This is a genomic window from Frankia sp. EI5c, assembly GCF_001636565.1.
Taxonomy (GTDB): Bacteria; Actinomycetota; Actinomycetes; order Frankiales; family Frankiaceae; genus Parafrankia.
Genome location: NZ_LRTK01000005.1, coordinates 34,823 through 53,711, shown reverse-complemented (window position 1 = coordinate 53,711; position 18,889 = coordinate 34,823). Strand labels below are relative to the sequence as shown.

At 74.2% G+C, this 18,889-nt stretch carries 12 protein-coding genes and 4 pseudogenes; 8 read left to right on the top strand and 8 right to left on the bottom strand.

Going from position 1 to position 18,889, the window contains the following annotated elements; translation table 11 throughout:
* Window positions 1–1,599 precede the first annotated feature (1,599 nt).
* From UG55_RS01875 to UG55_RS01870, 3 genes and pseudogenes are all read right to left on the bottom strand, one after another.
* Entirely contained in the window at window positions 1,600–3,495 is a 1,896-nt protein-coding gene (locus UG55_RS01875; RefSeq protein ID WP_083986304.1) for a glycosyltransferase family 39 protein, read from the bottom strand.
* Between the two features lie 66 nt (window positions 3,496–3,561).
* Window positions 3,562–3,939: pseudogene (locus tag UG55_RS31240) on the bottom strand (ATP-binding domain-containing protein); the annotation flags it as partial.
* 1 nt (window position 3,940) lies between these two features.
* The coding region (locus UG55_RS01870; RefSeq protein ID WP_242423601.1) for an AAA family ATPase at window positions 3,941–5,964 on the bottom strand (2,024 nt) is incomplete at its 3' end.
* A 296-nt stretch (window positions 5,965–6,260) separates the two neighbouring features.
* On the opposite strand from UG55_RS01870, the gene UG55_RS01865 reads away from it, so the two are divergent.
* From UG55_RS01865 to UG55_RS29335, 5 genes and pseudogenes are all read left to right on the top strand, one after another.
* Window positions 6,261–6,983: a histidine phosphatase family protein gene (locus UG55_RS01865; protein ID WP_066061891.1), complete on the top strand. Its 723-nt coding sequence runs from the start codon at window positions 6,261–6,263 to the stop codon at window positions 6,981–6,983.
* A 73-nt stretch (window positions 6,984–7,056) separates the two neighbouring features.
* Window positions 7,057–7,836 carry an SCO1664 family protein gene (locus UG55_RS01860; protein WP_066062545.1) on the top strand — a complete coding sequence of 260 codons (780 nt, stop codon included), beginning with the start codon at window positions 7,057–7,059 and terminating at the stop codon, window positions 7,834–7,836.
* 91 nt (window positions 7,837–7,927) lie between these two features.
* A pseudogene (locus UG55_RS31235) lies at window positions 7,928–8,310 on the top strand (class I tRNA ligase family protein); the annotation flags it as partial.
* Between the two features lies 1 nt (window position 8,311).
* On the top strand, window positions 8,312–9,253 hold a 942-nt coding region (locus UG55_RS01855; RefSeq protein ID WP_242423600.1), incomplete at its 5' end, for a class I tRNA ligase family protein.
* Window positions 9,254–9,256: 3 nt separating this feature from the next.
* Window positions 9,257–10,303, top strand: coding sequence for a DivIVA domain-containing protein (locus tag UG55_RS29335; RefSeq protein WP_066061888.1), 1,047 nt, complete (start codon window positions 9,257–9,259; stop codon window positions 10,301–10,303).
* A 19-nt stretch (window positions 10,304–10,322) separates the two neighbouring features.
* On the opposite strand, the gene UG55_RS01845 is transcribed toward UG55_RS29335, so the two are convergent.
* On the bottom strand, window positions 10,323–11,165 hold the full coding sequence (locus tag UG55_RS01845; RefSeq protein WP_066061885.1) for a PAC2 family protein: 843 nt from the start codon (window positions 11,163–11,165) through the stop codon (window positions 10,323–10,325).
* Window positions 11,166–11,606: 441 nt separating this feature from the next.
* On the opposite strand from UG55_RS01845, the pseudogene UG55_RS31230 reads away from it, so the two are divergent.
* Both UG55_RS31230 and UG55_RS31225 read left to right on the top strand, forming a co-directional pair.
* Window positions 11,607–11,866 (top strand): annotated as a pseudogene (locus UG55_RS31230) (HAD family phosphatase); the annotation flags it as partial.
* A gap of 1 nt (window position 11,867) precedes the next feature.
* On the top strand, window positions 11,868–12,293 hold a 426-nt coding region (locus UG55_RS31225; RefSeq protein WP_242423599.1), incomplete at its 5' end, for an HAD family hydrolase.
* Between the two features lie 53 nt (window positions 12,294–12,346).
* On the opposite strand, the pseudogene UG55_RS31220 reads toward UG55_RS31225, so the two are convergent.
* The 4 genes and pseudogenes from UG55_RS31220 to UG55_RS01825 form a co-directional block, all read right to left on the bottom strand.
* Window positions 12,347–13,138, bottom strand: a pseudogene (locus tag UG55_RS31220) (ABC transporter permease); the annotation flags it as partial.
* 1 nt (window position 13,139) lies between these two features.
* A partial coding sequence (locus tag UG55_RS01835; protein WP_242423598.1) for an ABC transporter permease occupies window positions 13,140–14,875 on the bottom strand: 1,736 nt, incomplete at its 3' end.
* A gap of 3 nt (window positions 14,876–14,878) precedes the next feature.
* On the bottom strand, window positions 14,879–16,051 hold the full coding sequence (locus tag UG55_RS01830) for an ABC transporter ATP-binding protein (RefSeq protein WP_066061880.1): 1,173 nt from the start codon (window positions 16,049–16,051) through the stop codon (window positions 14,879–14,881).
* A gap of 360 nt (window positions 16,052–16,411) precedes the next feature.
* Window positions 16,412–17,407 carry a PD-(D/E)XK nuclease family protein gene (locus UG55_RS01825; RefSeq protein ID WP_066061877.1) on the bottom strand — a complete coding sequence of 332 codons (996 nt, stop codon included), beginning with the start codon at window positions 17,405–17,407 and terminating at the stop codon, window positions 16,412–16,414.
* Between the two features lie 178 nt (window positions 17,408–17,585).
* Between UG55_RS01825 and UG55_RS01820 the strand changes: the two genes are divergently transcribed.
* On the top strand, window positions 17,586–18,776 hold the full coding sequence (locus UG55_RS01820) for a site-2 protease family protein (protein WP_066061874.1): 1,191 nt from the start codon (window positions 17,586–17,588) through the stop codon (window positions 18,774–18,776).
* The last annotated feature ends 113 nt before the right edge of the window (window positions 18,777–18,889 follow it).

Genomic DNA, 18,889 nt, shown 5'->3' with positions numbered 1-18,889 from the left:
GGGCGTCGCGGGCTCCCGAGGTAGGCGCTCTGGCATCGTGCGGGCATGCCCCGCGCCCTACCCGACCCCTGTGCGCCGGAGGCGGGCGAGCCACCCCGCCGACCGGACCACCCCCGCGGGGGGAGCGCGCGACCCCGCCCGGCCGCCGGGGTCACCTCGGGTGTCGCGGGGCGCGTCCCGGTGGCGGCGCTGCTGTTGGCGGGCTGGTGTGGTGTCGCGGTGGGCATCAGCCTGTCCGACGGGCGCTACAGCCCACTGGCTCTGATCTCGGTGTTGCTGGGCGCCGCGGCGGTGGCCGGCTCGGCCGTGGTGACGCGCGGCTCGACCGGCCCGGTGGCCCGCCGGGTCACCGGCGCGGCGCTCGCGCTGTGCGCCGCGGTGGTTCTCGTCGGCCCGCTGGTGCGCCATCCGCGTTACTACGCCACCGGCCCGGCCGCGGCGGCCGCCGACGTGCTCGCCGCGGCCGCGGGAGTGCTTGCCGGCTCGGCGCTGCTCGGCGCTGCTCGGCCGCTGTGTCGCCGCGCCCGGCCGGCGCCGCGCCACCCGGCGGGGGAACGGCCTGCCTGGTGGACGCGCGGATGGGTGTTCTGGACGGTGCTCGTTCTCGCCGTCGCGGCGGGCGCCGCCACCGTTGTGGCCGCTCCACAGCCCAGGATCGACGTCTTCCACCTGCTGCAGGTCTCGACCGCCGGCCTCGCCGACGGCGAGAACATGTACCGCCAGCAGTGGGGGGCGGACAGGGCGACCTACAGCGCCACCGCCGGCGGCCTCTTCGACGTCTACCCGTACCTGCCCGGGACCTCGTTGCTGCTCGCGCCCTTCCGGTGGCTGCTCGGTGACGTCCGCTACGGGCTCCTGCTGGCCCTGGCCCTGGCGGCCGTCGCCGCCCGCGCGGTCGGTCGGGCCNGGGGGGATCCGGAGGTCGCGTCCGTGGCCGNTGGGCTCCTGCCACTGCTGCTCGTGGTGTTCCCGGAATCGATGTACGCACTGCAGCAGTCCTGGACGGAGCCGCTGCTTGTGCTGCTGCTGGCCGTGACGGTCCAGGCGACCCTCACGGGGCGGGGCCGGCTGGCCCTGGTGGCCTTCGCGCTCGCCCTGGCCAGCAAGCAGCACGTGGCCCTGCTCATCCCGCTGGCCGCCTGCTGGCCGCAGTTCGGCCTGCGACGGACCCTGGCCTCGGCCGGGCTGGCGGTGGCGATCGTGGCGCCCTGGCTCGCGGCCGCCCCCCGGGACTTCCTCGACGACGCCGTGCGCACCAACCTCGGCTACCAGGTCCTGGACCACTCGTTGTCGGTTCCCGGCTGGGCCCACCACTTCGGTGTCACCCTGGGTTTCGGCCCGGCCGCCGTGGTGCTGGGCGCCAGCTACCTGCTGGCCTGGCGGCTCCGCGGCGGCGCGGCCGGCTTCTGCGCGGGTTCGGCCCTTGTTCTGCTCGCCCTGAATTTGATGAACAAGCAGACCTTCTTCAACCACTACACCCTGCCGATGGCACTGCTCGTCCTGGCGGTGTGCGCCGCGGCGCCGGCCCGCTGTGCCCCCCCGTGCCCCCCGTGCCCGCCAGGACGGCCGGGACGGCCGGGACGGCCGTGACCGACGCGGTCAGCGCAGGGTGGAGAACCGTTCCAGCGAAGCTCCCTCGTAGAGATTGCGTTTCTCCACCTGTAGCGCGCGGTCGCGCAGGGCCGCGAGCTGGTCGGAGAGCACCGCACAGGCGCCTTCCAGGAACCGGTATCCGTCCGCGCGCACCAGCAGCACGGCGTGGTCGGGCCCGGCCAGTTCGTTGACCTCGGTGGCGAACGCGGTCCCGTTCGCGCGCTTCATCCGATCGGCGTAGTCGACCCAGTCGACGAGAGCCGGCCCGGCCTCGTCGGCGTAGACGATCTCTCGGACGTCGATGTCCCCCCGGCGCTGGATGGCCCGGTGCACCGCGGGGCCGAGCTGGTCCGGGCAGTAGGCGACCACGTCACCCGGGCGGGCGATCCGCGCGATCCGGTCGGCGATCTCGCCGGCCTGGGTCCGTTCGGTGCGTGCGAGCTGGTAGCCCCCCAGCAGCCCGCTGATCGAAGCCGTGACGAGCACCGCGACGAAGGCGCGGTGCACGGGCAGGTGGGCGATGCCCAGCGAGGCCAGCAGCAGGCAGGCGGGCAGGGCGATCCCGGTGTAGCGCTCCGCGTAGGCGCTGCCGCCGAACATGTTGACGAAGTACGCCAGCACCAGCGGTGCGAGCCAGATCGCGGCGAGGTACCGCCCGGGCGACCGCCCGGAGATCTTGACGTGGAGCTCCCGGCCCAGCGGCCTCGCGGTCAGCCCGATCAGCGCCCCGCCGAGCAGGATGATGCCCAGCAGCGCACCGGTCGACTGCGGCCCCGCCCAGTCGAAGACGGTGTCGAGCAGCACCTGGGCCTGTACCCGGGGCGCCCAGGGAGTCCCGGTGTGCAGCATCTGGAAGAGGAACACCGGCATCCACGGAGCGAACAGCACTGCCGAGGCGGCCATGGCCGCGAAGGCGCGCAGTGCCGGGCGCCGGTAGTGAGCTCGACGCCTCGCCTGGATGAGCAGGAAGGCGGCGACGGTGAACACCAGCAGGAACGTCCAGTAGTGCGTGTAGACCAGCGCCGCCGTCGCCAGCGTCAGCAGGCCCAGCCGCGGGAGGTCGGAGCGGTTGAGGGCCGCGACCGCGGCGAAGCCGAACACCAGGACCAGCAGCACGACCAGCGAGTACATCCGGGTCTCGCTGCCGTACCGGATCGCGTACGGCGAGCAGGCGAACAGCAGCAGGGCGGCGAGACCGACGCGCCGTTCGGCGGTCGGGCCGCCGCTGCCGAGGGCGGTCGCGGCGCGGCCCACCCGCCGCCCGGCGAGCCACGCCAGCGGCAACGTGCTCAGCGAGAGCAGGCCGGAGAGCGACCGGACGGCGATGTCGCCGTCCCCGAACAGGCTGATCCACCCGTGCAGCAGGAGGTAGTAGAGCGGCGGCGAGCCATCGTGGCGCAGCGCCTCCAGGAGGTCCGGTATCGGGCGGGACGCGATGCCGACCGTCAGCGACTCGTCCAGCCACAGATGACTCGGGGTGGCGAACCGCAGGATGGCGCCGCTCACCAGCGCCAGCACGACCCCCACACACAGGATCTGGGGCGCCACGGCGATGACCCATCCCCGGACGAGACCGGCCGCGGCCGCCAGGCGGATCCGCCCGTCCCGCGGTGTGCCGGGCTCCGCTTCGGTGCCCGGCGCGGTGGGCTTCGTCGTGCTCGTGCTCGTGGTTGTGGTCGCCGGCTCGCCGGCCGGAAGCCGGACCGGTGACTCCGCCGGGCTCCCGGGGGTCGCCGACCGGCTCGCGGGCACGGGGTGGCGTACCGGAACGACCTGCTCGCTCGGCCCCGCCCGCTCGATCGGCACCTGCTCGGCCGCCGCCGGAACCCCCGGATCCGGGGTGGACTCCCTGACCTGTCCGGCCGGCAGGTCGTCTGCGCTCACCACCCGAACGCTACCCATTCGTGCCACCCGCGATCTCGGCCAGGTGCTCCGGACGCTCGCTCACCAGCATGATGACCATCCCGCTCACGCGCCGGCCGGTGCCGGGACACCGCTCGCCGTGAGGCCGCCCCTCGCCGTGAAGCCGTCCACGGTGTCCTCGGCCGCGAAGTCATCGTCGTCCTCCACCAGGCCGAAGGGGTCGGCCGAACCGCCGGCGAGCAGCGCCGGGAGCAGCGTCGCCCGGCGACGCCCGCCGGCGTCGCGAACCGCCGAACGCAGGGCCGGTCCGTTCACCGACACGATCGACAGATGACTGCGGGCTCTGGTCATCGCCGTGTAGATCAGCGGCCGGTTCAGCATGCGGCCGGCTTCGGGTGGGAAGACGCCGACCACGGCGGCCCATTCGCTGCCCTGCGCCCGGTGCACCGTGACCGCCCAGCCATGCCGGAGATCCACCACCCCNTGCGACGGTATGTCCAGTTCCCCACCGGGAAAGGCCACCCGGAGCGCACCCCGCTCGCCGAGCGCCACCACGACACCGATCTCGCCGTTGGCGAAGCCCAGGTCCAGGTGGTTGGCCGTGGCCACGACCCGGTCACCGACGTCGAACCCGGAGACCGCCCCCGGGCCGGGGTTGAGCGCGGCCTTGAGCGCGCTGTTCAGCGCCGTCGTCCCGGCCGGCCCGCCGTGCACGGGCGTGACGACCTGCACCTCGGCCGACGGGATGCCGAGCGCTCGCGGGATCGAGTCGGTGACGAGCTGGACGACGCGATGCGCCGCCTCACCGGAGGAGCGCGCGGGCACGACGACCACCTCGCGGCCCGGGCCCGCCGGCGGAGGCGGCAGCTCGCCGCGCCGGACCGCCGCGGCCAGCACCGCGATCGCCCCGCCGTCCGCCTGCCGGTAGAGCCGGGTCAGTTCGGTCACCGGGACGGTCTCGGATTCCAGCAGGTCGGCGAGCAGCTGGCCCGGGCCGATGCTGGGCAGCTGCGCGGGGTCGCCGACGAGCAGGAGGTGGGTCCCGTCGGCACAGGCATCCAGCAGCGCGGCCCCGAGCTCGGCGTCGAGCATCGAGGTCTCGTCGACGACGACGAGGTCGGCGTCGAGCGGATTGTGTTCGTCCCGGGTGAAGCCGCCGCCCCGACCCTGGGCGCCGAGCAGGCGGTGCAGGGTGCTGGCCGGAGCGCCGCACAGCTCCTCCAGACGCTTGGCGGCCCGCCCCGTCGGCGCGGCGAGTGCCACCTCGAACCCCGCGGCCTCGGCGAGGCGGACGACCGCGGCGACGGTGCGGCTCTTGCCCGTGCCCGGACCGCCGGTCAGCACACTGACCCCTGCCTCGAGCGCGGTGCGGGCGGCCCGGAGCTGGGTCTCGTCCAGCCCGGCGACCGCCTGGTCCGCAGCGGCGGCGGAATCCACGGGTTCGTGGTCCGCGCCACCTGCCCGGCTGCCGGCCGCCCCGCTGTCGGCCGCCCCGCTGTCGGCCGCCCCGCTGTCGGCCGCTGAGGCGCCCCCGGGTGACGCCGCCGGCGCGGGACCGTCGCCGCCCGCCCCGTCGCCGAACATCTCGTCGTCGAACATCGGCACCGGCGCCGGCTGGTCGGGCGGTGCGGCGGCGGCCGACCCCGGACCGGCCTGGTCGGCCGCCCCCGCCTCGCCCTCGGCGGGCCGGCGGCGCCGGCGGGCCGGGCCGTCCTCACCGGCACCCTCCGGGCGCAGCGGCTCGGCGGTGGCGAGCAGCCGCTCCACCCCGTCGGAGATCGCCTGCTCGGCCATCGCGTACCGCTCCAGGGCGACGAGGTCGTCGACCTGGATCACCCGCCCGCTCTCGAAGGCCGCCGCCAGGGCCGCCGACGGCTCCGTGACCCCTTCGCGGACCGCCGCGCGGGCAACGTCCGCCAGCGGCGCGGCGGTGTCCCCCGCCCGGCTGGCGGCCCGGCCGAGCAGGTGCGCGATGACCGCCGGGCCGCGGCGCGGGTCGGTGCGGTCCAGGCCGAAGTGGCGGGCGAGGCGATCGGCGTCGCCCAGCTCCGCCTCGCCCCCCTCCAGCAACGACCACGGGTCGGCCCGCAGCGCGTCGGCCGCCGTGGGGCCGAGCGCCTCGGCAAGGCCCCGCGCGAGCCGGGCGGGCAGTCTCGCCGCCACCAGCAGCTCCACCGCGGCGTAGCTGGACTCCGCGGCGCGGAAGGCGTCGAGCAGGCGTCGCGCGCGGGGACCGGAGACGCCCGGCACGGCGGACAGCCGGGCGAGGTCCACATGCTCGCGGCGTTCGATCCCCGCCTCGCCCAGCCGGCCGGCCGTCGTCCGCCCCAGGCCGGGCCACAGGCCGGCGCCGCAGAAGGCGGTGAACACGTCGGCGTCGTCCGGCGTCGTGCCCGGCCCGTCGGGCCCGGAAAGGGTGCCGAAATCGCGTCGCCCCGTGCCGGGGGAGGTGGGGCCGCCCTCGGTGGCGGCGGGCGCAAGCGGGATGTCGACGGCGTCTTCGGGCATGGCCGAAGCGTAACGAGGCCGCCGGGAGCGCCGGGGTTGCCCGCTCGGTAGCGTGGTGGGGCGGGTGGTCCGTCGGTGGCCCGGTTCACATCGCGTGGCGTCGGCTCAGGGACGGTGTCGCGCCGCGTCCGTCCTGGTGGTGGGGCAGGTCCTGCGCTCGCTGGCGGGCGCCTCGGCCGCGTTGGTACCGCCCGTGTGCCTGCATGTGTCCGCCTGGCGGTCATCCGGTCGCCCGGCTACGTCAGCCGCCCGGTGGCGGGTGACCGCCCACCGCACGTGTTGAAGTGGAGTCAGGGTTGACCACCGTTCTGCTGGTCCGGCACGGCCTCACCGAGGTCACCGGCAAGATCCTCCTCGGCTGGACGCCGGGAGTGGGTCTCGACGACCGGGGCCGTGCGCAGGCCGCGGCCCTCGCCGAGCGCCTCGCCGGGATCCCGCTGGCCGCGATCGTCTCCAGCCCGCTCGACCGCTGCCGGCAGACCGCCGAGGCGATCGCCGGCCGCCGCCCGGAGGGCCCGGCGGCGCCGGGCGGCACCCAGCCGGTGGAGATCGACGAACGGGTCGGCGAGTGCCACTACGGCGACTGGACGGGCAAGGAGCTGTCGGTCCTGGTCAACGAGCCGCTGTGGAAGGTGGTGCAGAGCCAGCCGAGCGCGGTGACCTTCCCGGGCGGCGAGGCCCTGCGCGACACCCAGGCCCGCAGCGTGAACGCGGTGCGCGAGTGGAACGCCCGCCTCGGCCCCGACGCGACCTGGCTGCTGTGCTCGCACGGTGACGTGATCCGGACCGTGGTCGCCGACGCGCTGGGGATGCACCTGGACATGTACCACCGGATCACCGCCGACCCCTGCTCCTTGACCGTGGTGCGCTACGGCGAGCACCGGCCGTTCGTCCGGCGGCTCAACGACGTGGGCGGATCCGTGGCCGATCTGCTGCCGCCCCCCGCCGCCGAGCGAGCCGCCGCGGGCGGACCGGGCGAGGACGAGATCGTCGGCGGCGGCGCGGGTGCCGTCCGGTGACGCGCGCCGTATCGCACGCCGCATCGGGCGGAGCCGCTTCTCCTGTGCCGCCCTCGGCGTCCAGACTGCAACCGTGAGCCTTTCCGCGGCCGGGCCCGACCCGGGAAGCAGCCTTCCGCTGGACCCGCTCGACTGCGGCGGGCTGGACGCCGCACAGGCGCTGGAACTGCTGCGCGCCGGCGAGCTGGAGATCACCGGCCGGCTGGTCGACGCCAGCAACGCGACGCTGCTCTGCGAGATCGGAGCGGAGGGCGTCAGTGCCCGGTGCGTCTACAAGCCGGTGCGGGGTGAGCGCGCGCTGTGGGATTTTCCCGACGGCACGCTGGCGGCCCGCGAGCTCGCCGCCTACGAGGTCTCGGCGGCGATGGACCCGGGCGTCGTCCCGCCGACCGTGCTGCGGGCCGGTCCCTTCGGCGACGGGATGGTCCAGCTCTGGATCGACGTCGACACGACCGTGGACCTCGTCGCCCTGACCCGCGCCGACGATCCGCGGCTGCGGCGGGTCGCCCTGTTCGACGCGGTGATCAACAACGCTGACCGCAAGGGCGGCCACCTGCTGCCGGCGCCGTCCGGCCGCGTCTACGGCATCGACCACGGTGTGACCTTCCACACCGACGACAAGCTGCGCACCGTGCTGTGGACCTGGCGCGGCGAGCGACTGACCGGGGCGGAGACCGCGACCCTCCGTCAGCTGGGCGAGTCCCTCGACGCGAGCCTGGGGGAACGCCTGGAGCCGTTGCTCACCACCGCGGAGCTGGCGGCGCTGCGGGCCCGCGTCGACCGGTTGCTTGACCGGGGCCGGTTCCCGCTGCCCTCGGGGGACTGGCCGGCCATCCCCTGGCCGCCTTTCTGACCTTTCTGGCGCCTCTCGGGGCTTGCCCCACTCGGGGGCAGCCTGCGCAGCTCGTCCCGCATCCGGGGCGAGCCCGGTTACCCTGACACGCATGTACGCGTGGCCCTCTCCTCAGCTGCCCAGGCTTCCCGGACAGGGTCGCGACCTTCGTGTGCACGACAGCGCGCTGGGCGAGTTGCGGGCCCTGCGACCCGGGCCGACGGCCGGCCTGTACGTCTGCGGGATCACCCCCTACGACGCGACGCACCTGGGTCACGCGTTCACCTACCTCACCTACGACCTCCTCCAGCGGGTGCTGCGGGATGCCGGGCACGAGGTGCGGTATGTGCAGAACGTGACGGACGTCGACGACCCCCTGCTCGAACGCGCCAACCGGGACGGCATCGACTGGCGCGACCTCGCCGGGCGGGAGATCGAGCTGTTCCGCGCCGACATGACCGCGCTGCGCATGCTGCCGCCCGACCACTACGTCGGNGTCGTCGAGGCGGTGCCGCTCATCGTCGAGATGGTCGCCCAGCTCGTCGAGCGTGGCGCCGCCTACCCGGTGGACGGGGATCTCTACTTCTCGGTGGCCTCGGCGAACGAGTTCGGCCAGGTCGCCGGCCTCGACGCCGCGCGGATGCTGGCGCTGTGCGCCGAGCGTGGCGGCGATCCCGCCCGGCCGGGCAAGAAGGACCCGCTGGACCCGCTGCTCTGGCGGGCCGAGCGGCCGGGAGAGCCGTCCTGGCCGTCGCCGTTCGGGCCGGGCCGGCCGGGCTGGCACGTCGAGTGCTCGGCCATCGCCCGCCACCACCTGGGCGTCACCATCGACATCCAGGGCGGTGGCAGTGACCTGATCTTCCCCCATCACGAGTGCAGCGCGGCCCATGCGGAGGTCGCCAACGGCGCGGGACCGTTCGCGCGTGCCTACGTGCACACCGCGATGGTCGGGCTGGACGGGCACAAGATGTCGAAGTCGCGGGGGAATCTCGAGTTCGTCTCCCGGTTGCTGGCGAACGGGGCCGATCCCGCCGCGATCAGGCTCGCGTTGCTGCAACACCATCACACCGTGGACTGGGAGTGGACGGCCGACGACCTCCCGGCCGCGACGCGCAGGCTCGCGCGGTGGCGGGCCGCGGCGGCGCTTCCCGCGGTGCCGGACGCCCGCCCGGTCCTCGCCCAGGTCAGGGCCCGCCTTGCCGATGGACTCGACGCTCCCGGCGCGGTGGCCGCCGTCGACGAGTGGGTGACGGCCGCCCTCGGGGCCGGCGGCACGGGGGCGGGAGCCCCGGGGGACGCTTCGTCCGGTTCGGGTGGTTCCGGGGTGAACAGTTCCACGCCGGGTGGTACGGGCGCGCGGGAGCAGGTGACCGTGCGCGATATTGTCGACGCGTTGCTCGGTATTGATCTTGGCTCTGCCCTACCGAGAGGAACCTAGCCGATGGGGGCGCACCGCCGCCGGGACGAGCCCGGCGCCGCCATGGACCAGCCGGCCTTCGACGAGGTCGCCCAGGGGTACGACCGCCGCCAGGTCGACGACTACCTCGGTGTCCTGTGGCGGTACGCGAACGAGGTGACGTCCCGCGCGGCCGCGGCGGAGTCGGCGTTGCGCCACGAGCGGGACCGCCGGGAGGCGGTGGAACGGCTTGCCGAGGGGCTGCCCGCGCAGGCCGGCGGGCGCATCGGGCTCATGCTCGAAATCGCCCAGCGGGAGGCCGACGAGATCATCTCCGGAGCGCGGGAGATCGCCCAGACCGCGCTCCGCGAGGCCGTGGTGGAGGCCGGCGCCAGCCATCCGATCGTGCGTGAGGCCCGTGAACAGGCGGAGAAGCTCCTGCTCGACGCCGTGGAGGAGAGCCGGCGGCTGGCGCTGGCCCGACACGAGGACCTCGAGGCCCAGATCACCCGGGACACCCATTCGCTGGAGGCGCTTCGCCGCCAGCAGGGCGAGATCGTCGGCGCGGTCCTCCGGCTGCGCCGGCTGCTTGGCGAGGACGAGATAGACCGGGCCGTGACGGACCTCGTCCGTGCCGGGATCTCCCCGGAGGACATCTACGGGCCCGCGGGCGGGGCCGCCCCGGCCGGGGAGCCGGCTCCCGGCCCGTACGCGGCCGGCTCACCCGCCGGCGCCGGCTCGCGCGCCGCGGGCGCCGGCGGGCCGTCCACCGCCGGCTCGGCCGCCTTCACCGCGGCGTTCACGGCGGGCGGCACCCGCGCCGCGGCGTCCGGCGACACCCGTACCGCGGCGCCCGGCGACCGGGCACCCGACGACTGGGCGGGTGCGGTGCGGCGCGGCCCGGGCCGGCACCGCCAGCAGCGTGACGTCGCCGATGCCGAGCCCTACCCCGCGGCCGAGCCGGCGGGCGGGTTCGGGCCGGTTGACGGGCAGGAACAGGGGCACGCCCCCGGGGCGGCCGGCATGGCCGCCGCGGGCTACCGCCCGGCCCGCGAGGAGGACATCCTCGACGCGGAGATCGTCGAGGAGTGAGTCCACCCCCGCGCGGGCGCTACTCGCCCCGGCGGCGCAGATAGCGCTCGAACTCCCGGGCGATCGCGTCACCGCTGGCCTCGGGCAGGGCAGTCTCCGGCTCGCGTGACTCCAGCGAGCGGACGTACTCGGCGACCTCCGTGTCGCCGGCCGCCAGCTCGTCCACCTGCCGTTCCCACGCCTTCGCCTTGTCCGGCAGGTCACCCAGCGGGATCTCCATGTCCAGGAGGTCCTCGACCCTGCGCAGCAGCGCGAGGGTGGCCTTCGGGCACGGCGGGTTGGCCACGTAGTGCGGCACCGCCGCCCAGAACGACACCGACGCCAGCTCCGCCCTGGAACACGCGTCGGCGAACACACCCACGATCCCGGTGGGTCCCTCGTAACGGGACGCCTCCAGACCCAGCCTGGCAGCGGTCGCCGGGTCGCCGGCGGTGCCGCTGATCGGCACCGGGCGGGTGTGCGGTGAGTCCGCGAGCAACGCGCCCAGGGTGATGACCATGTCGCTGCCCAGCGCGTGCACGGCCTCGATCAGCTCATCGGTGAAGCCCCGCCAGCGCATGTTCGGCTCCAGGCCGCGCACCAGCACCAGATCGGAGTCCGACTTCGCCGGCCGGGCGACCGAGAGACGCGTCGTCGGCCAGGCGATCTTGCGAGACGCGCCGTCGGTTCCGCTGACCGTCGGCCGGTTGACCTGGAAGTCGTAGTAGTCGTCAGGGTCGATCGCACCGATCACCCGGGCGCCGAAGACGTTCTCCAGGTGCTCCACGGCCGCCGACGATGCGTCGGCGGCGTCGTTCCAGCCCTCGAAGGCGGCCACGACCACCGGCGACCGTAGCTGGCCGACGCCGGAGAACTCGATCACCTACCACCTCCTGCCGCCCCGCGGCGGCCCCCAGCCCCCGTGACGGGGCAACGGTACGTTCTCGCCGACCGCGAGAACGTCTGCCGTCCAGTCTGCCGCGTGATCGCAACCTCCGCCTCAAGGGCGCCGAAGATCCGGGCCCGGCGGCCTGCCCGCCGGGGCCCCGATGTTCCGTGACGTCCTGTCCCGTCCGAGAGGTTATGCCGGACGAGCGCCGTCTGGTTGACGGCGGTATCGCGGATGCGTCCGGGACGGGACTTCCGTCCTGTCCCGGTACCCTTCGAAGACGCGTTCCGGGCGGCCCGGAATCCGGCCGCGCGCCCGTGACGGTGGGCGGTCGGTGGCGGTGCGCGCCGTTCCGCCGAGCGCGGTGCCGGGCCGCCGACCACGGCGCGGACCCTGCCGGACCACGGCACCAGACCCTTCGGAGGGCGACACCCTGTGAGTGACATGCCGGCGGCGGTCCTGCTCGACATGGACGGACTGCTCGTCGACACCGAGCCGCTGTGGACGATCGCGGAACACGAGGCCGCCGCCCGGCTCGGTCGGGAGTTCACCCCCGAGATGAAGCAGGCCATGATCGGGCACGGCATCGACACCGCCGTTCCGATCATGATCGCGATGCTGGGCTGCCCGGAGTCCGACGAGCCCGCGACCGCGGAGTTCCTGCTGCGTCGCTCCGCCGAGCTGTTCCGCGAGCCNGGCGCGATCGTCCCGCAGCCCGGTGCGGCCCGGCTGCTGGGGGCGCTGGCCGCCGCGGGGGTCGCGACCGCACTCGTGTCCTCCTCGTTCCGGTCGTTGGTGGACCCGGTCGTCGCCGTGCTCGGCGCCCGGCACTTCACGGTGACCCTGGCGGGCGACGAGGTCGCGCGCCGCAAGCCGCATCCCGACCCGTACCTCGAGGCCGCCCGGCTGCTCGGGGTCGACCCCGCCGTCTGCGTGGTGCTCGAGGACAGCCTCACCGGCGCGGCCGCCGGGGTCGCCGCCGGCTGTCCGACGGTGCTGGTGCCCTCGATGCCGCTCCCGGCCGGCGTCGACGTGCCGCCGGTCCAGGCCCGGGTCGGCAGCCTGGACGAGGTCGATCTGGCGATGCTCGCCGGCCTGGTCCGGCACCGGCGGCACGCCTAGAACCGGGACACCTGGCCGGGACGCCTGGGACCGGGACGCCTGGCCGGGACGGCTCAGGTGGTCGCGATCGCGCGCAGGATGTCCATCCGCGCGGCCCGCCGGGCGGGGAAGACCGCGGCGAGCACGCCCAGGACCGCGCCGATGACCATGACCACCAGGATCGTGGCCACCGGGTAGGCGAAGGTGGTCACACCCTGGCTTTCCAGGGCCCCGGTGAGCGCCCACCCGAAGAAGCTGCCGACCAGCACACCGAGCACCGCGCCGAAGACCGAGATGATCACGGATTCGACGATGACCATCAGCCGCATCTGCGGCCTGGTCATTCCCACAGCCCGGAGCATCCCGATCTCCCGGGTTCTCTCGATCACCGAGAGCGCGAGGGTGTTCACGATGCCGAACAACGCGATCACCACGGCCAGCGCGAGCAGGACGTACACGAACCCCAGCAACTGGTCGACCTGCTGCTCCTGCTGGGCGACGAACTCGCTCTGGTCCCGCACCTCGACGTTGCCGAAGGGCTCGGCCACCCTGTCGATCTCGGCGCGGACCGCGGCCGGGTCGGCGCCGTCGGTCATGGTGACCATCACGAAGAGGTCGAGCCGGTCACTCGTGTGTTTCTCGTACTCGCCCGTCGAGATGATGACCGGACCGGCGATCTGGCTCTTCTCGTAGGTGCCGACCAGGGTCAGCTCCTTGGCCCCGTCCGCGAACGTCACCGGGACCGGCCCCCCGACCCGCAGGCCGTGGTCCGCGGCGGTCTCCTCGTCCACCGCGACCTGGCCGTCGCCCAACGTGCCGAGGTCGCCGTCGACCTGTTTGATCGCGAGCGACTGGATCAGGCCGGCNGGGTCACCGGCCAGCACCGAGGAGTCGTCCGAACCGATCTTGACAACGCCGCTGCGCACCCCGGTCGAGGTGGCCACGCCGGGCAGATCCCGCAGCCCGGCGGCGACCTCCGGGCTGAAACTGGCGAAGTTGGCCCCGGAGACGTAGAAGTCGGCCCCCAGGCTGCCCGAGACCGTCTCGCGCACGGACTCCTTGATGGACTGCCCGAGCACCGCGAAGGCGCTGACCAGCGCGAGGCCGATCATCAGGGCCGAGGCCGTCGACGCGGTCCGCCGAGGGTTGCGGATGGCGTTCTCCTGCCCGAGTCGACCGGTGGTGCCGAAGGCCGCGCGCAGCGGGACGCCGACGATTCTGGTCACCGGCGGGGCGAGCAGCGGCGACAGCGTGGTGATGCCGAGGAAGACCCCCGCCGCGCCCGCTCCGACGATGGTCGCGTTCGCGGTCTCGCCCATGGCCAGCCCGGCCACCACGCCGATCGCGCCGAGCGTGGCGATCACAGCGCCGGCGATGGCGCGGGTACGTAGCGACCTCGTCGGCAGTACGTAGGTCTCCCGCATGGCGGCGACCGGCGGTACCGAGGCCGCCTTGCGGGCCGGGACGAACGCCGCGACGCCGGTGACGACCAGGCCCACCACATAGGCGAGCACGACCGTCCGCGCCTGGAACACCAGGCCGCCCGCGGGCAGCGCCACCCCGAACGCGCCCACCGCCGCCCGCAGGCCCAGCGCGAGCAGCGCCCCGAGGAGCAGTCCGGCGGTGGCGCCGACGAAGCCGACGATCACCGCCTCCACCTGGACGGAGAGCTGCACCTGGCCGCGGCTGGCGCCGATCGCGCGCAGCAGCGCGAGCTCGCGGACGCGCTGTGCGACCAGCATGGTGAAGGTGTTGAAGATGATGAAGGCACCGACGAACATCGCGATGCCCGCGAAGACGAGCAGGAAGGTCGAGAACCCGCTGACCGCCTCCTGTACGGCGCTGGCGCTCTCCTCCGCGAGGGCTTCGCCGGTGATCGCCTCCACCCCGGCGGGGAGGGTCGGCGCCACCCGGTCGCGCAGCTCGGCCTGGGAGAGCCCGTCGGCAGCGGCGAGGTTGACCGAGCTGAACTGGTCGGGTGCGAGCAGGAGCCGTTGGGCCGTCGCGGTGTCGAACAGGGTGACGACCGCGCCACCCATCGTGTCCTGCCCGCCGATGCGGAAGGTGCCGACGACCGTGAACTTCTCCGGCCTGCCGGTGGACTGCACCGTCAGCCGCTGACCGAGGCTCAGGTGATGTCGCTCGGCGCTCGCCCTGTCGACGACGATCTCCTGGCCGTTCGGCGGCCGGCCCTCGGCGATCTCCTCGGAGCTCGTCGGGGAGTCACCGGTCCAGTTGGTTCCGATGCTGGGCGCTCCGCCGTTGCTGATGCGGTCGCCCGATGCCGGGTCGATGAGCGTGGCCTCGCCCCGGACCACTCCGGTCGCGGCCCTGACCCCGTCCACCTCCGACAGGCTCTGCACCAGCGAGGCCGGTACGGGAAGGCGAGCGTTCTGGTCGCCCGAGCCCACCGCGTTGACGGTGCGCACCGACACGCTGACGTTCTTGTTGATGTCGCTGAAGAGGGTGTCGAAGGTGCGGTTCAGGGTGTCGGTCAGCACCAGGGTGCCGGTGACGAAACTGACACCCACGACGACCGCGAGGGCGGACAGCGCCAGCCGGACCTTGCGGGCCAGCAGGCTCCGCAGCGTTGCGCGCAGCATCCGTCAGGTCCACCCGCCCGGGTTCCCCGGGCCGAGGCCGTGGCCACCGGTGGCGGCGCCGCCGGAGTAGCCCTGGGGGTGCGGTGGGAAGCCACCGGACGGTGGGCCGGACGCCGGGTGTTCCCCGACGGGGTAGTCGGCCGCCGGGTAGCCCGCCGCGTAGTCGTCGGCGTAACCGCCCGTGGGGAAACTCCCCGTGGGGAAACCGCTGTCGGGGAAACCGCCGTCGGGGTAGTCGCCGTCGGGGTAGTCGTCGCCGGGGTACTCCGCCGCGGCCGGGTACTCGTCGTCCTCGCCGTAGGCGGGGCCCCGGTGGTCCCGGGGGCCGCGCGGCGTGGGCGGCATGGCGTCCACGCCGTGCTCCGGTTCTGCGGTGGCCTCGCCCCGCACCAGCGCGTCGAGGTGCTTCATCCGGTCCAGGACCGCGTCGGGCGTGGGATCGGCCATCGCGTCCACGAGCCGGCCGTCCGCGAGGAAGATCACTTCGTCCGAATAGGAGGCGGCGGTCGGATCGTGGGTGACCATGACGATGGTCTGGCCCAGCTCCCGCACCGAGTCGCGCAGGAACGACAGGACCTCCGCGCCTGAACGGGAGTCGAGGTTGCCGGTCGGTTCGTCGGCGAAGACGATCTCGGGCCGGGTGACCAGCGCGCGGGCGCACGCGACCCGTTGTTGCTGCCCGCCGGACAGCTCCGGCGGCCGGTGCCGCAGCCGACGCTCCAGCCCCACGGCATCGACCACCATCTGCATCCACTTCTTGTCCGGCTGGCGTCCCGCGATGTCGAGCGGCAGCGTGATGTTCTCGGCCGCGGTGAGCGTGGGCAGCAGGTTGAACTGCTGGAAGATGAAGCCGATCCGGTCACGGCGCAGCTGGGTGAGCTGCCGGTCGCCCAGGCGGGACAGATCGACGTCACCGATGAAGACCCGCCCACTCGTCACCGGGTCCAGCCCGGCCAGGCAGTGCATCAGCGTCGACTTGCCCGAGCCGGACGGCCCCATGATCGCGGTGAACCGCCCGTACGGGAACGTCAGGTCGATGCCGCGCAGCGCGGTGACCGCGGTGGCACCTGTGCCGTAGACCTTGGTGACCCTGGAGGCACGCGCGGCGACGGACCCCCGCCCGCGGCCGGAACCGGCGGGGGAGTCGTGGTGGTCCGATGCGCTGCGCCGGGCCATGCGTTTCCTCCAAGTCGCGAACTGTCGGGCAGTCGGCGGACCTCTCCCGTGGTTCCCGCAGACGTGGCTCCCGGAGAGAGGCTCCGAAGGAACAACGGGGAAGGCGTGATCGTCATCTTTCGGGCTGACATGTTCGCTGCCGACGGTAACCGCCAGCACCTTGGGTGGTGTCGCCGGATCTTCCGGATGTGCGTCCGGCTGCCTGCCGACGGACTCGCCGCCGGCGCCGGCAGCGCGTCCCGAAGGCGCCGCGCGCACCCCGAACGGGTGGCTCACGGGGTGGCCGGCCGCGGAGCGCGGACCCGCTGTGGGGCGGCGGCCGCTGGTCAGAAGCCTGCGCGCCGGCTGGCAGCCGGCGCGTCACCCGTCGGCCTCGCACACGGCGGGGACCGCGTCATCCACCGGCAGCTCGGTTCGTGCCTCCGGCAGCGGCGGTGGTGTCCCACCGAAGGCGGGACACCGCGACTTGTGATCACACCAGTCGCACAGCCGCCCGGGGGTCGCCCGCCAGTCGCCGGTCCGGTGCGCACGCTCGATCGCCGCCCACAGCGCCTCGATCCGGCGCTCGGTCGCCCGCAGCTCGGACTCCTCCGGAGCGGCCCGCAGCCAGCTGCGGTCGCCGAGGTAGTACAGCCGCAGCTCCCGCGGCAGGACGCCCCGTGACCGCCACAGGACCAGTGCGTAGAACCGCATCTGGAACATCGCCGCGCCCTCGAAGGCCGGGCCCGGCGACCGCCCCGTCTTGTAGTCGATGACGCGCAGCGCGGTGCCCTGCGGCGTCTGGGCCTCGTCGAGCCGGTCCACGTACCCGCGCAACCGCAGGCCGGACTCCAGTACGTGCTCCACGTAGAGCTCGCGGGCGGCCGGGGCGAGCCGCCGGGGGTCCTCCAGCGTGAAGTAGCCGGTGAGCAGATCGCGGGCGCTGTCGAGCCACGCGCCCAGGGCGGCCGGCTCGTCGAAGAGGGCCGCCAGCGCGGGATCCCGGGCCAGCAGGTCCGCCCACACCGGTTGGACCAGGCTGGCGGCGGCCGGGGGCGTCCGCTCCGGCGCGGGGAGGTCGAACAGCCGCTCCAGGACGGCGTGCACCACCGTCCCGCGGGTCGCCGCCTCGCTCGGCGGTTCCGGGAGCCGGTCGACGACCCGGAAGCGGTAGCGCAGCGGGCAGTTGACGAAGTCGGCGGCCCGGGACGGCGACAGGGACGCGACTACCCGGGCCCCCTCGGTGGGCACGGGTGGCTCCTCATGCCGGCCGGGCCCGATCGCGGCCGGCCCGCGGGAGCGGGCCGCGCGGGCCGGAGCGGCGGGTGCGGCCGGGGCCGCCGGTGCCGGAGTGGCGGGGGCTGGCGGCGTGGTCATGGCTTCGACCCTAGAACCCGTCACCGACAGGATCGGCCCGGCGTTGCCCGCCAACGTGCCGTTCCGTCCCGGCGGCGAACCGGGACCACCGTGCAGCGGCGGGCATGACCGGGCAATCCGGGCGGGCGCGCCGTCCTACACCAGACACGGCGTCGGACGGTCCGTAGCATCTACACCTATGAAGGATCAGCCCGCTCCGGGCCAGCATGGCGTGTCGGGTGGCAACGAGCCCCCCGAGCGGCGGCCGGCCGAGCGCCAGCAGGGGCTGCGCGTGGGGCGGGTGCACGGGGTTCCGATCTTCGTCTCGCCGCTGGCACTCGTATTCGCCGCCCTGATCGCCTCGCTGCTGGTCGGGACGATCGGGCACCGGCTGCCCGCCGCCACCGACGAGCACGTGCTCGCGCTGTCCCTGCTGGTGTCCGCGGGTTTCGTCCTCTCCCTGCTCGCGCACGAGCTCGGGCACGCGCTGACCGCGCAGAGCTTCGGGCTGCGGGTCCGTTCGGTGACGCTGCACGGTTTCGCGGGTTTCACCGAGTTCGAGCCCGAGCCGGCGACCGCCTCCCGGGAGTTCCTCATCGCCTTCGTCGGCCCCGCGGTCAACGGCGCGATCGCCGGCGCCTGCTACCTGGGCCTGCTGGCCGTGCCGGACGACGGCAGCGTCGGGACCGTGCTGTTCTACCTCGCCATCACGAATCTCGCGCTGTTCGTGTTCAACCTGGCCCCGGGTCTGCCGCTGGACGGCGGCCGGGTGGTGGTCGCCGCGGTGTGGGCGATCGGGCACGACAAGCTGCGGGGCCAGCGGGCCGGCGCCTACGGCGGCTTCGTCGTCGCCGCCGGGCTGGTGGTGTGGGGCACGGCGACGAGCACGGACGGGTTCGGCGCGCTGTACGCCTACGTGCTGGCCGGCTTCCTGGCCTTCGGGGCTTATCAGGCTCTGCGGCTGGCGAGGGTTCGGGAACGGCTGCCCGGGCTCTCCGCCGGCCGGCTGGCCCGCCGCACGCTGCCGGTCGAGGGCGCGGTGCCGCTCGCCGAGGCGCTCCGGCGCGCCCAGGAGGTCGGCGCGACGGCGGTCGCGGTGATCGACCGCACCGGCAGTCCGGTCAAGATCATGAACGGGCTCTCGGTGGACGCCATGCCGCAGCACCGCCGGCCGTGGACGACCGTCGACGAGGTGAGCCGGACCATCGGCCCGGGGATGACCCTGCAGGCCGAGCTGGAGGGCGAGGAGCTGCTGGCCGCGGTCCAGCGGGTACCCGCCCCGGAATACCTGGTGGTCCAGCGTGGGCGGCCGGTTGGTGTGCTGGCCATGGTCGATCTGGTGGCTCGGATCGACCCCGCCGCCGCGGCCCGTATGGTCTCTTCTCGGTAACGCATCGAGCAACAGGGCGTGCCAGCCGCGGCGAGGCCGCGGGCCGCGCCGAGAGGACATCGAGATCAGTACTGACCCGACCACGCCGCACGCGGTCGCGCTCGGCACCCATG

Bases quoted from the DNA above. Each gene is read 5' to 3' on its own strand.
- UG55_RS01820 (WP_066061874.1), top strand. From the start codon at position 17,586: ATGAAGGATCAGCCCGCTCCGGGCCAGCATGGCGTGTCGGGTGGCAAC.
- UG55_RS01830 (WP_066061880.1), bottom strand. From the start codon at position 16,051: ATGGCCCGGCGCAGCGCATCGGACCACCACGACTCCCCCGCCGGTTCC.
- UG55_RS01825 (WP_066061877.1), bottom strand. From the start codon at position 17,407: ATGACCACGCCGCCAGCCCCCGCCACTCCGGCACCGGCGGCCCCGGCC.
- UG55_RS01875 (WP_083986304.1), bottom strand. From the start codon at position 3,495: ATGGGTAGCGTTCGGGTGGTGAGCGCAGACGACCTGCCGGCCGGACAG.
- UG55_RS29335 (WP_066061888.1), top strand. From the start codon at position 9,257: ATGGGGGCGCACCGCCGCCGGGACGAGCCCGGCGCCGCCATGGACCAG.